The sequence below is a fragment of the Pseudoduganella sp. GCM10020061 genome (assembly GCF_042683405.1).
Classification (GTDB): Bacteria; Pseudomonadota; Gammaproteobacteria; order Burkholderiales; family Burkholderiaceae_D; genus Telluria.
In genome coordinates this window covers 536,758-549,724 of sequence record NZ_JBHUJS010000001.1, presented here as the reverse complement: position 1 = coordinate 549,724, position 12,967 = coordinate 536,758, and the positions used below count along the sequence as shown (strand labels likewise).

Annotated in this window: 9 protein-coding genes; 4 read left to right on the top strand and 5 right to left on the bottom strand. The window is 66.9% G+C overall.

The window, feature by feature from the left end:
- Positions 1 to 436: 436 nt before the first annotated feature.
- Complete coding sequence (locus ACFSQR_RS02430) at positions 437 to 2,503, bottom strand: aminotransferase class V-fold PLP-dependent enzyme (RefSeq protein ID WP_377727716.1); 2,067 nt, start codon at positions 2,501 to 2,503, stop codon at positions 437 to 439.
- A gap of 138 nt (positions 2,504 to 2,641) precedes the next feature.
- Here ACFSQR_RS02430 and ACFSQR_RS02425 point away from each other — a divergent pair, with 138 nt between their 5' ends.
- The 4 genes from ACFSQR_RS02425 (at position 2,642) to ACFSQR_RS02410 (ending at position 7,947) form a co-directional block, all read left to right on the top strand.
- On the top strand, positions 2,642 to 3,127 hold the full coding sequence (locus ACFSQR_RS02425) for an Lrp/AsnC family transcriptional regulator (protein WP_377727713.1): 486 nt from the start codon (positions 2,642 to 2,644) through the stop codon (positions 3,125 to 3,127).
- A 70-nt stretch (positions 3,128 to 3,197) separates the two neighbouring features.
- A complete protein-coding gene (locus tag ACFSQR_RS02420) occupies positions 3,198 to 4,325 on the top strand; it encodes a branched-chain amino acid ABC transporter substrate-binding protein (RefSeq protein ID WP_377727710.1) in 1,128 nt (375 codons plus the stop codon).
- Positions 4,322 to 6,079: a DUF885 family protein gene (locus ACFSQR_RS02415; protein WP_377727708.1), complete on the top strand. Its 1,758-nt coding sequence runs from the start codon at positions 4,322 to 4,324 to the stop codon at positions 6,077 to 6,079. The genes ACFSQR_RS02420 and ACFSQR_RS02415 overlap by 4 nt, the downstream gene beginning before the upstream one ends.
- Before the next feature lie 62 nt (positions 6,080 to 6,141).
- Positions 6,142 to 7,947, top strand: a complete 1,806-nt coding sequence (locus tag ACFSQR_RS02410; protein WP_377727705.1) for a DUF885 domain-containing protein — start codon at positions 6,142 to 6,144, stop codon at positions 7,945 to 7,947.
- A 165-nt stretch (positions 7,948 to 8,112) separates the two neighbouring features.
- Here ACFSQR_RS02410 and ACFSQR_RS02405 read toward each other — a convergent pair whose 3' ends face one another.
- Genes ACFSQR_RS02405 through ACFSQR_RS02390 form a run of 4 tightly spaced genes read right to left on the bottom strand, consistent with a single transcriptional unit; the run spans position 8,113 to position 12,805 of the window.
- Entirely contained in the window at positions 8,113 to 9,795 is a 1,683-nt protein-coding gene (locus ACFSQR_RS02405; protein ID WP_377727702.1) for a M14 family zinc carboxypeptidase, read from the bottom strand.
- Between the two features lie 27 nt (positions 9,796 to 9,822).
- Positions 9,823 to 11,307 carry an ATP-binding protein gene (locus tag ACFSQR_RS02400; RefSeq protein ID WP_377727699.1) on the bottom strand — a complete coding sequence of 495 codons (1,485 nt, stop codon included), beginning with the start codon at positions 11,305 to 11,307 and terminating at the stop codon, positions 9,823 to 9,825.
- Positions 11,304 to 12,152 (bottom strand): hypothetical protein, encoded by an 849-nt coding sequence (locus ACFSQR_RS02395; RefSeq protein WP_377727697.1) that lies wholly within the window; start codon positions 12,150 to 12,152, stop codon positions 11,304 to 11,306. The genes ACFSQR_RS02400 and ACFSQR_RS02395 overlap by 4 nt, the downstream gene beginning before the upstream one ends.
- A 2-nt stretch (positions 12,153 to 12,154) precedes the next feature.
- Complete coding sequence (locus ACFSQR_RS02390) at positions 12,155 to 12,805, bottom strand: response regulator (protein WP_377727695.1); 651 nt, start codon at positions 12,803 to 12,805, stop codon at positions 12,155 to 12,157.
- Positions 12,806 to 12,967: the final 162 nt, after the last annotated feature.

Here is a 12,967-nt window from a genome sequence, read left to right as displayed (position 1 = left end):
GCGTTTCCTGTTTCAATGGCTGCCTCGTAATGCCGCGCAACACGGACCGCGACATACGCGCCGCCACATGCAGCCCCGGCGTGGAATGGACTAGCCATGGTAAGCCGGCATGTTGCCTGCGACTGTGCGCCATCGAACACACTCAGCAGCCACCAGGGTCCCACCGGGGTCAGGCACTCCCCTGCGGGCGGGCCTGACCCCAAGCTTGATCCAACGCAAACGATGTGCAGGTATTGGTTGGCACCGGGGTCAGGCACCCTCCTGCGGGCGTGCCTGACCCCGCGCTTGATCCAACGCAAGCGATGTGCAGGAATTTGACGGGAAAAGTAGCGCGGCGCGACACCGCTGCAATCGTGCGCGCCAAAAGTCGTGCGGAATGCGCCCGATGCCTGACCCCAGCTCATCAATGCGGGCCTGACCCCGGGGTTGATGTAGATCAGGCGGCGAGCAGGGCGCCGCCGAGGGCGAGGCCGCCGCTGAGTTGCCAGGCGTTAAGGTAGCCGAGGCGGTGCAGGCAGCGGGCGGCGCGGGCGCTGCGGGCGCCGCTGCGGCAGTAGAGGACGAGGGGGCGCTGGTCGGCACCGAGCCAGCCAGGGAGGTGGGAGGCGAGCTGCGAGAGCGGGACGCTTTCGACGGGGATGCCGCACGAGGGGGCGGGGCCTGCCAGGAATTCGTAGTGCTCGCGCAGGTCGATCAGGCGGGCGCCGGGGTGCGAGGCGAGGAAACGGTCGAGCGCGGAGGCGTCGAGCTGCAGCAGGCCGGAGACGGTGTCGTCGCACGAGGCAGCGGCGGCGCGGGCGAACGGCAGTTCGTCGCCCCGCGGGCAGCACAGGAGCGTGTCGCCGCCGATGCGCGCCGCGATGGCGGGGTCGGCTGCGGCGTCGCCAAAGGCGTAGCGGATGGCGCCACCATCCAGGCGGGCGCGGCGCGCGCTGCCGAGCAGGTAGGCGCTGGCGCCTCCGGCTTGCTGGCGCACGAGTCGGTGCTCGGAAAGGGCGATCGAGCCGGCGATGGCGCCGTCGGCCAGTTCGATCGGGGCGCTGGTCAGCGGCCAGCCGTCGGCGTCGCATTCGCCCAGCACGGCGCCGCACAGCTGGGCGAGCCGGTCGCGGGCGGCGCCGGCTTGCGGTCCGGGCTGGGTGAGGACGATGGCGCGCACGCTGCTGCGCGAGGCATAGGTCATGTCGGCGATGCGCTGGCACAGTGCGTCGGCAGGGTCGATGACGATGCAGCCGCCCTCCTCGGCGATGATCCAGCTGTGGGCGCCGCCCGCGGAGAGGTGGGTGACGAGCGGCAGCTGCGGTGCGGTGCGCCCGCCAATGCCGGCAGAGCGCAGGGCCTGGCCGCACCGTTCGATGCGGGCGCAGGCGGCGTCGATGAAGGCGTCGTCGGCCAGCGGGCCGAACGACATGCGCACTGAGGCCCTGGTGCGCCACTCGTCGGCGCCCATCGCCTGCAGGACGTAGCTCGGCGCGGCGGAGGCGGCGGAACATGCGGAGCCGGCCGAGACGCGCACGCCGGCCGCGTCGAACAGGTCGAGCAGTTCCTTGCCCGATACGGACGGCACGGCGAAGCTGATGGTGGTCGGCAGCGCGTGCGCGAACGGGACGTTGAAGACGATGTCGGGGAAGGCGCTGCGCAGCGCTGCGGCCAGGCGCTCGCGCATCGCCGCCATCTCGCTGTGGGTGCGGAAGGCCGCGCCATCCTCGAGCGCTTCGAGCACGGCGCCCAGCGCGGCGATCCCGGCCATGTTTTCGGTGCCGCTGCGGTCGCCCGCTTCCTGCCCGCCGCCCATGCACAGCGCGGTGAACGGGGCGCCCTCGCGCACGTACAGCATGCCGATGCCCTTGGGCGCGTACAGCTTGTGCCCGGAGAACGGGGCGTAGTCGATGCGGCTGTCGTCCAGTTGCAGCGGCAGTTTGCCCAGCGCCTGGACGCAGTCGACCATCCACAGCGGCCGCTGCGGCGCCTGGTCGAGCGCCGCGCCGATGGCGGCGAGGTCGGTGACGACGCCGCTCTCGTTGTTCGCGGCCATGGTGCAGACGAAGGCAGCCTGCGGCAGCAGGTCGCGCAGGACGTCGATGCGGTGGCGGCCTTCTGCGTCGACCGGCAGCGCGCGCAGTTCGAAGCCGGTGCCAAGGACGGCGTTCCAGTGTGCCAGCGCGTACGGGACGGCCTTGTGTTCGGTGGCGCCATACACGAGCAGGCTGCCGACCGCTTCGCCGGCCGCCCGGCGCGCACGCAGCGCGCACAGGGCGGACAGCACCGCCGTCTGGATCGCTTCGGTGGCGCCGCTGGTGAAGATGACCTTGCCCCGGGGCGCGCCCAGCACCCGCCGCGCGCGCGCCCGGACGCCATCGAGCATGGCGCGCGCGCGCAGGCCGGTGGCGTGGGTGCTGCTCGGGTTGCCGAAGCCGTCGCGCATGGCGGCCAGCGCCGCGTCGATCGCGGCCGGCATGACCGGCGAGGTGGCGTTGGCGTCGAGGTAGATCTCCTGGCTCATTTTGTTTCCGTGTATGTATAGATGGGATGCTTAACTTTGGTTAATATGGTACCGCCCCCGGCGCGTTAATACGTGCCATAATTTCCGCGTTTTGCGTAGAATGGAGCACATCCATACTCAATCGGGCGAAAGGTGCAAATGATTTCTCTCGACAAATTCGACTGTGCCATCCTGGCAGCACTGCAGGCGGACGCGACACTTTCCATCGCCGCGCTGAGCGAAAAGGTGGGGCTTTCGAGTACCCCGTGCTGGAAACGGGTGCGCCGCCTGGAGGACGAGGGCTACATCCAGGCGCGCGTCTCGATCATCAACCGCCACAAGGTGGGGTTGCCGGTGACGGTGTTCGTCAGCGTGCGCACCACGGAACACGACGAGAAGTGGCTGACGACTTTCGCCGAGGCGGTTACCAACATGCCGGAGGTGCAGGAGTTCCACCGCATGAGCGGGGATGTGGACTACCTGCTCAAGGTGGTCACCAACGATATCGACGGCTACGACCGCTTCTACAAAAAGCTGATCAAGGCGGCCAGGCTGTCCGGCGTGTCCTCGGCGTTCTCGATGGAGCAGATCAAGTCCACGACCGCCCTGCCGCTTGACCTGGTGAGCCAGCGCCTGCCCGCGTAAAGCTGGTTCCTGCGCGCTTCTTTTCATGCGATGATTGCCGCTGTTTATAGAACAGTTGGAGACACCCCGCATGTATTCGAAGACTTACACGGCGCCGCTGGCGCTGGCCGCGCTGCTGCTGGCGCCAGCCGCACAGGCGCAGGAACAGGTTGTAAAGATCGGCGTGAGCAGCCCGCTTTCGGGCTCGAACGCGTTCGCCGGCAAGGACAATGAGAACGGCGTCCGGCTCGCGGTCGAGGAGCTGAACGCGAAGAAGATGACGATCGGCGGCAAGCCGGTGCGCTTCGAACTGCGCGCGGAAGACGACCAGGGCGACCCGAAGGCCGGCGTGATCGTGGCGCAGAAGTTCGCCGATGCGGGCGTGAAGTACGTGCTCGGTCCGTACAACTCGGGCGTGGCGATCCCCGCCTCGCGCGTCTATAACGACAACGGCATCGTGATGTCGACGGTCGGCACCAATCCCAAGATCACCCAGTCCGGCTACAAGCGCGTGTTCCGCATTGTCGCCAGCGACACCCAGGCCGGCGCCGCGATGGCGCAACACGCCGCCTCCGCGCTCAAGCTCAAGAACGTCGGCGTGATCGACGACCGCACCGCGTTCGGCCAGGGCGTGGCGATGGAATTCGTGAAGCAGGCGCGCAAGGCCGGCATCAAGGTCGCAGGCCACGAGTACACCACCGACAAGGCGACCGATTTCGCGGCGATCCTCACCAAGCTCAAGTCGCAGAAGGTGGACGCGATCTTCTTCGGCGGCTATGCGCCGCAGGCAGCGCCCATGGCGCGCCAGATGAAGGCGCTGGGCCTGAATGCGAAGCTGCTGGGTGGCGACACGCTGTGCAGCCCGGAGATGGCCAAGCTGGGCGGCGACGCCGTCGGCGAGAACGTGCTGTGCGCGCAAGGCGGCGCCATCCTGGACCGCCAGGCCGGCGGCCCGGCGTTCGAGGCGCGCTACACCCAGCGCTTCAAGCGCAAGCCGGACGTGTACGCGCCATCCTTCTATGACCAGACCATGTTCATCGCGCAGGCGATGAAGACCACCAATTCGACCGACCCTGCCGTCGTGGCGCAGGCGCTGCACACCCAGACCTACAAGGGCGTGGTGGGGACGTATGCGTACGACGCGGCCGGGAACATGAAGCAGTCGGCGGTCACGATCTACACCTTCCGCAATGGTGCTCCAGCGCCGGTATCCCAATGAGCGCGCGGTTTTCGCTCGGCCTGCTCGCGGCAGGCTTGATGGCGTGCGCGCCGCTGGCGGGCGCCGCCCAGCTGGCGCCGCAGCTTGCGCCGCTGGCGGCCGATTCGAAGCAGGTCATGCCGGTCCTGGTGGAACGTTTCCGTCTCGATTCGCGCAGCATGGGGCGCCTTTACACGGTCGACAACGGCGCCGTGCTGGGTACCAGCTACAAGCGCTTCTATGACGAATGGCTGGCAGAGCTGGACCGGCTGCCCTTCGACAGCTTCGGCGTGGACGACCGGCTGGACTGGGTCATGCTGCGCAACCAGATCCAGTTCCAGCAGCGCGAGCTGGAGGCTGCCGGCAAGCGTTACCAGGAAGCGGAACCGCTGGTGCCGTTCCTGCGCCCGCTGATCGACCTGGCCGAAAAGCGCCGCCTGATGCAGGCGCAGGACGGCGCTGCCAGCGCCGCGGTGCTGAACACGGCCATCGCGGACGTGCAGAAGGCGCAGGACGCGCTGCTGGCGGCGCCGGGCTTCAAGAGCCCGAAGCCGCTGGCATCGCGCAGCACCGCCAGCCGCGCCATGCTGATCCTGAATGCCGCGTCGGCGGACCTGAAGGCATGGCATGACTATTACGCGGGCTTCGACCCGGTCATGACCTGGTGGATCAAGCGCCCTTACGCGGACCTCGACAAGGCGCTGTCCACTTATGCCGAAAAGCTGAATGAGCACCTGGTCGGCAAGTCCTCGCCCGCGCTGCTCAACGTGGCGGGCGATCCGATCGGCCGCGACGGGCTGGTGAGCGCGCTGCAGCGCGAGCTGATCCCGTACACGCCGGAAGAGCTGATGGCGCTGGCCGAGAAGGAGTTGGCATGGGGCGAAGCGGAGCTGCGCCGCGCATCGCGCGAGATGGGATTCGGCGACGACTGGCACGCCGCGATGGAGAAGGTGAAGACGCTGCACGTCGGCCCCGGCGAACAGACGGAGCTGGTGCGCAACCTGGCCAAGGAAGCGATCGACTACGTCACCGGCAATGACCTGATCACGGTGCCTGAACTGGCGCGCCATACCTGGCGCATGGACATGCTGTCGCCCGAGGCGCAGCTGGCCAGCCCGTTCTTCCTGGGCGGCCCGACCATCCTGGTGGCCTACCCGACCGACACCATGACGCACGACCAGAAGCTGATGACGATGCGCGGGAATAACCCGCACTTCTCGCGCGCGGTGGTGCACCACGAGCTGATCCCGGGCCACCACCTGCAGGGCTTCATGGAGGAGCGCTACCAGCCGCACCGCGGCCTGTTCGATACGCCGTTCATGTCGGAAGGCTGGGCGGTGTACTGGGAGTTCCTGCTGTGGGACCGCGGCTTCGCCAAGAAACCGGAAGACCGCATCGGCATGCTGTTCTGGCGGAACCACCGCGCGGCGCGCATCCTGTTCTCTCTCGGCTTCCACATGGGTAAGCTGACGCCGGAGCAGGCGGTGGACATGCTGGTCAAGCGCGTCGGCCACGAGCCGGACAACGCGCGCGCGGAAGTGCGCCGTTCGTTCAACGGCAGCTATCCTCCGCTGTACCAGGCGGGCTACATGATCGGGGCGCTGCAGCTGTATGCGCTCAAGCGCGAGCTGGTCGATGCCGGCAAGATGACCATCAAGCAGTTCAACGACAGCGTCCTGCAGTCGGGTGCGATGCCGGTCGAGATGCTGCGAGCACGGCTCAAAGGCGAGCGCATTCCGCGCAATTACACCGCCTCCTGGAAGTTCTACAAGTAACGCGTCCCCCGGGGACGGTCGCCATGCGTGGACCGTCCCCCTACCCACCGCAAGCACATCCTATGATCACATCCAACATGACTCTCCGGGCCGCGTGCATCGCGATCGCGCTGGCCTTCGCACCATCCGCTTACGCAGAAGCACCCGCCGCGCCGGCGCAGGCCGCGCAGGCGAGCGCCAGGCAGCAGCTCGACACGCTGGCCGACCGCTACTACACCGCCCTCGCCCGCTTCGATCCGATCGGCTCGACCCAGGCCGGCAGCGCGCGCCACGACGACCAGATCGGCATGGGCATAGTGCCCGAGGTGCGCGCGCAGCACTACGCGGCCTACCGCAAATTCCAGTCCGAGCTGCACGCGATCGACCGCGCGGCATTGGGACCAAAGGACCAGGTCAACTACGACATCCTCGAGGACGAGCTGAAGCACCTGGTCGCATTCGAGCAGTTCCCGACCCACCTGCTGCCGGTCACGCAGATGGGCAGCACGCCGGTCACGCTCGCGAACTTCGCGGGCGGCCAGGGCGCGCAGCCGTTCGCCACGGTGAAGGACTACCGCGCCTACCTGAACCGCCTGGCGCAACTGCCGGCGTGGATCGACCAGGCGATCGTCAACATGCGCGAGGGGATGCGTACCGGCGTCGTGCTTCCGCGTCCGCTGGCCGTGTCGGCGCTCCCGCAATACAGGAAGCTGGTCAGCGCCAGCGCGCAGGAAAGCATCTACTACACGCCGGTGAAGAACATGCCGGGCGCGTTCAGTGCGCAGGACAAGGCGGCGCTGGCAAAGGAATACGAAACGGTCATCGGCGAGAGGCTGATGCCGGCGCTGGCGCGCCTCGCCACCTTCCTCGAGGCCGAGTACCTGCCGGCCACGCGCACCAGCACCGGCATCGACGCGCTGCCGAACGGGCGTGCATGGTACCTGGCCAGCGTCGCCGAGCAGACCACGACGACGCTCACGCCGGAGCAGATCCACGAGACGGGACTGAAGGAAGTGGCGCGCATCCAGGGCGAGTTTGCCAAGGTCGGGCCGCGCATGGGTTATACCGGTCCCGCGGCAGGGCTGCCGGGCTGGGTGTCTCAGCAGGCGAAGTTCAAGCCGTTCAAGCACGAGGACGAGATCATCGCGGAATACCGCCGCCTGGACGGCGTGCTGCGCACCAAGCTGCCGGCGCTGTTCACGCTGATGCCGAAAGCGCCGCTGGACCTGCGCCTGGAGCCGGAGCTGTCGCGTGCGACGGCGTCCGACCATTACACGGCGCCGGCGGCCGACGGTAGCAGGCCAGGCGTGTTCTGGTCGGTCGTGAACGATCCGGCCAAGTACGACAGCACGCAAATGGTGACGCTGTTCCTGCACGAGGGGCAGCCGGGGCACCACTTCCACATCGCGCTGCTGCAGGAGCTGGACCTGCCGGACTTCCGCAAGTTCGGCGGCAATAACGCGTACACGGAAGGATGGGCGCTGTATGCGGAGACGCTGGGCAAGGAGATGGAACTGTTCGGCAAGCCGGAGCACTACTTCGGGCACCTGAACGACGAGATGCTCCGCGCGGTGCGGCTGGTGGTGGACACGGGCATGCACGCGAAGGGGTGGACGCGCGAGCAGTCGATCAAGTACATGCAGGACACGCTGGGGTATCCGGAGCGGCTGGCCAAGTCCGAGACGGAACGCTATATGGCGTGGCCGGGGCAGGCGCTGGGGTACAAGGTGGGGTCGCTCAAGATCGCGGAGCTGCGGGCGAAGGCGACCAAGGCACTGGGGGCGAAGTTCAGCCTGCCGAAGTTCCACGAGGTGGTGCTGAACGACGGGACGGTGCCGTTGTCGCTGCTGGAGGCGAAGGTGGATCGGTGGATCGCGTCGTCTAAGTAGCGCGGCGGGGACGGTCCCCGGAATTGGCGGAATCGGTCAATTCATGGCCGATTCCGCCAAAAGCGAAAAGAAAAGGGACAGTCCCTCAGGACTTTCCCTTTTTCATTGCGGAGCCGGGTAAGGATCGGGGGGACCGGTCCCCGTTGGGGACAGTCCCCTTCTTCGTTAGAACACGGAGAGGACGGGGTAGCGGCGGCACTCGGGCTCGGCCCAGCGCTGGCAGTTGAGGAAGATGAAGTCGAGGACGGCCGTCTGGTCCGACAGCTTGTCAGGGTTCGCGGCTTTCCATTTGTCGAAGGCGGCGGCCAGCTCCGGTTCGGTGCGCAGCAGTTCTTCGGCATGGTCTTCGAAGACGTAGTCGGAGTACGCTTCCTTCTTTTCCAGCACGCCGTTGAAGAAGCCCCAGCGGAAGAAGCTGTCGTGCGCCTGCGGCTCCAGAGTTTCGACGGCGTAGCGCGCGTTCTCCTGGTCCAGCGGGATCCACCAGTCGCCGGCCTTGAGCTGCATGGTGCCGCAGCGTGCTTCCAGCTGCACGTCGTCGTGGAACATGTGGCCTTCGTACGCGTTCGGGCGGGAGGTGACGCCGCATACGCTGTAGTACTGCACTGCCTCCAGCTTGTCTTCGGTCAGGCGTTCCATCTTCACGCCGTTCCACTGCAGGCGCTCGGCCACTTCGCGCCAGGCTTGCGGCAGGACGTAGGCGCGCGGCGCGCGCACGGTGACGTCGGCCTCAAAGCGGTTGAAGTAGTCGATGTCGCGTTCCCACGGCTCGTTGCGGTCGTAGGACAGGCGCGTGTAGTTGCCCAGGCGGCTCGGGCTGTATTTGGCGGCGTAGCCCTTGAAGCGGAACTTGCCCGGATTGGCTTCGTCCATGACCCAGTGCACCGGCCATTCGGCGCGTGCCTCGGTTTTGGCGGCGCGGCGCAGCACCTGGATGCGGTCGGCGTTGGCGACCGTGAAGGCGAGCGCGCTTTCCACCAGCGCGCGCATCGATTCGTAGCGGTCCGCGAACGGCTTGAGCATGTGCGTCTCCGGCATGAAGCCGATGGTGTGGTGCAGCGCCGCGTAGCCGGTCGAGAAGCGTGGGGTCTCGAGGAACTCGGCGATGCCGTGGTCCGGGCAGTCCTTGACCGGGTTCACGTACGGGCACATTGGCCAGCCGCGCTGCTCCATGTCCGCGAACAGCGCGGGCAGCATGTCGTCGCGCAGGAAGGCGCCGAGCGCGCCGCCCAGCTTGTCCGCCTGCGTGTGGATCAGCGTCATGGTGTAGGTGTAGTCGGCGCCGTTGGAGGTGTGGGTGTCCACCATCACGTCCGGGTCCCAGGCCGTGAACAGCTTGTTGAAGACTTGCGCGGTCAGCGAGTCGCACTTGACGAAGTCGCGGTTCAGGTCGAGGTGGCGGGCATTGCCGCGGAAGCCGAACTGCTCGGGGCCGTCCTGGTTGACGCGCGAGGTGTTGGCGCGGTTATGGCTGCCGTCCACGTTGTACAGCGGGACGAACAGGAAGACGGTGCGGCCCAGCGCGGCCAAGCGCTGCGGGTCGAGGCAGAAGTCGCGCACCAGCGCCATGCAGGCGTCCACGCCCTCCGGCTCGCCCGGGTGGATGCCGTTGTTGTTGAAGAAGACCGGACGTCCGGCGCGCTTGATCTCCTGGCGGTCGAACACGCCGTCCGCCGTGACGACGCCGGCGTGGATCGGGATGCCGGCATCGGAGGTGCCGACGACGTCGAAGCGCAGCACGTTCGGGAAGCGGCGCGCCAGTTCTTCGTAGAAGGCGATGCACTCGGCGTGGGTGGTGGTCTGGTTACGGTTGCCCTTCTCGTAGGGCGTTTGCAGTTCAGTCAACATTTTGCTGTTGGGGTGATGGCGAAACCTCTACGATACAGCAAGCGGCAGGCTGATGGCGATGGTGGTCCCCTCCGCCGGCGCCGAGCGGATGCCGATGTCGCCGCCCATCGCGACCACGCGCTCGCGCATGCCGATGATGCCGATGCCCTCCGAGGCGAGCGTGGTGTCGAAGCCGCCGCCGTTGTCGCTGATGACGATGTCCAGCGTGTCGTCGCCCATGGTGAGCCTGACGCTGGCGTGGCTGGCGGTGGAATGCTTCATGATGTTCGACAGCGCTTCCTGCACGATGCGGTAGGCCGAGATGGCCAGCTCGTTGCCCAGCTTCGCGAACTCGCCATCGGACTCGAACTCGAAGCTGCACGCGCCGCCGCTGTTGTAATGGCGGAGCATCTCCTCGACCGCGCCATGCAGGCCGAGCATGTCGAGCACTTCCGGGCGCAGGCGGCGCACCAGCCGCCGCCCGCTCGCGTACAGGTCGAGCGTCAGCTTGGTGATCGCCTGCGACTTCTGCTTGATCTCCTCGATCTCCGGTCCCGGCGGCAGCTTGTCCGCCAGCTGGTGGATGGCCTGCGATTCCAGGCGCGCCGCGATCAGCGATGCATTCAGCTCATCGTGGATCTCGACCGCGATGCTCTTGCGCTCGTCCTCCACGATCGAGTTGACCTTCTGGATCAGCTTGCGCTTTTCGGCGTCGGCGCGCAGGGCCTCGTTGCGCGATTCGAGCAGGTCGCGGGTGCGCTCCTCGACCTTGTTTTCCAGGTCCTGCTTGGAGCGGTCCAGCGCCACCGACATCTCGCCGATCGACGCCTGCAGTTCGCCCAGCTCGCCGCCGCTCGTCACCGGCAGCGTGACGAGGTAGTCCCCGCCGCGGATCTTGCGCAGCGCGCGCGTGGCCATGCGCAGCGGGTCGGCCATGCTGCGTGCCAGCAGCACGGCAAGCGTGGCGGCGACCATCAGCGCCAGCGCCGCCATGGCCAGCTCGACGCGGAAGCGCGCCACCTGCTTGGCCATCATGTTGGTCGGGGACATGGTCACGCGCACGTACCCCACCTCCTCCATCGTCATGGTCGGCGGCTTGCTGTCGCTCGATCCGGTGACGTGGGGCGCGCCGTTTTCCTGGAACAGGTTCACCCAGATCATCTGCTTGCGGATGGGCGCCTCGAACGCGCGCTGCTCCGCGTCGCGGCCGGCGTCGCCCGTCACGCTGACCACCTCGCGCCGTTTCGCGTCCAGCACGTCGATGCGGTAGATGCTGCGGTCGGTCTGCACCAGGCCGTCGATGGTCAGGCGCAGGTCGGCCAGATTGCCGGAGATGACGTTGTATTCGCTGGTCTCGGCCAGCGCGCGCGCCAGCACGCGGCCCCGCTCGGACAGTTCTTCTTCCACCAGCGAGCGGTGCGAGAACCACGAGTACCAGATGAAAGAGCAGAACAGGTAGGCCACCGGCAGCATGGAGATGAACACCATGCGCCGGCCGATGCTCCAGTTATGCCAGAAGTGCGTCCACTTCATCGCGCAGCTCCCGGACGGCGTTCAAAGGTGCGCGCGGCATCGCTGACCGGCACCTTGAGCGAGCGCGCCAGCCCTTCGTTGATCGCGGTGCGGAAGTAGCGCGGAAACTGCGGCGGGCCAAGCTGGCCGCTGGCCTCGTACTGGGCGAGCGTCTCGACGATCTGGATGTTGATGTCCTCCGGCGTCGAGTAGGTTGTGGCGAGCGCGCCGGAGCTGACCATGTCGGCCGAAAAGCCGATCACGCCTTGCCCGTGGCGGTAGGTGGACAGCAGGATATTGCGCACGTTCTCCGAGTTGAACACCGCGCGGTCGGGCCAGGCCAGCAGCACCGGGACGTCCGCCACGCGGTTGAGGGCCTGGTTGATGTCGCCGCCCTCGGGCGCAATGCGCTCCAGCGTGAGCCCCGGCACCAGCGTGGACAGGAACTCGGCCTCGGCGCTGACGATGGCCGCCACCGCGACCGGCCGCTTGTACAGCAATGCGATCAGCTGCAACTGGTCCATCGGCGACGGCTCGGCGTAGATCCCGCTGATATAAGGCTCGTCGACCTTGGCGATGACCTGGTGCAGCACCTGGCTGGAGGTGTAGGCCGAGAACACCATCCCCTCCCTGCGCTGGGTGACCGCGCGGCGCAGCGCGACCGGGCCGATGGCGATGGTGACCTTCTGCGGCAGCCTGGCGATGCGCGCCAGGCGCGCGTACAGGTCGCGTTCGATGCGGCGCGTGAGTTCGCTGTCGTCCGCAGTGACGACGGACCATCCCGGCGCGGCCGCGCGTGCGGGCGCCGCCGCGATCGTGATGCAGCATGCCAGCGCCAGCGCGAACAGGGAGGCTGCGCGCCGCATGTTCAGGGATCGATCAGGCCGTGACGCACTGCCAGCTTGGTGATGTAGGCCTGGCGGTCCACGCCCAGTTTCTCCTTGATCGACTGGCTGATGTTGCTGATGGTCTTGGTGGACAGGTTGAGCTTTTCCGCGATCTCCGCGTTGGTCAGTCCTTCCGCCATCAGTTTGAAGATCTCCAGGCCGCGCTGGTCCAACTGCGACTGCGGCGACACGTCGCCGCGCACCGACAGGTTGGCCAGGCGCTCGGCGATATGCGGCAGGAAATACAGCTTGTCCCGGTGCGCATTGCGCACCGCGCTGGCCAGGTCGGCCGGGTCGCAGTCCTTGGTCACGAAGGCGCGCGCGCCCAGGCGGTAGGTTTCCTTGATCAGGCTGTCCTGGTCGAACTGGCTGAGGAAGACGATGCGCGCCTTGGGAAATTGCTTGAGGATATTCCGCGCCGCGTCCAGCCCCGTCAGTTCGGTGCCGAATCGAATGTCCATCACCAGCACGTCCGGCTGCAAGGTTGCGAACATTTGCTGGGCTTCATCGGGAGAGCGGGCCTGGCCTGTCACCTCCATGCCGGTGGCGGAAAGCGACATCGCAAAGCCAGTCATCACGATCGGGTGATCGTCCGCGAGCAGGACGCGGATCGGTTTTTCTTCTGTATTCATAGCGTCTGTAACCTCTGCTTACCATTTGATGGAAGGTATGTGTGCCAGCGAACGGCAGCCCCCTCTCGTGTTAGCGATTATTCCACACAACAGGCCGGTGTTGCGCAGATTACAAACGGATACGAATTTTCTGCCGTGCTCGCTCAACAATGCTATATGATG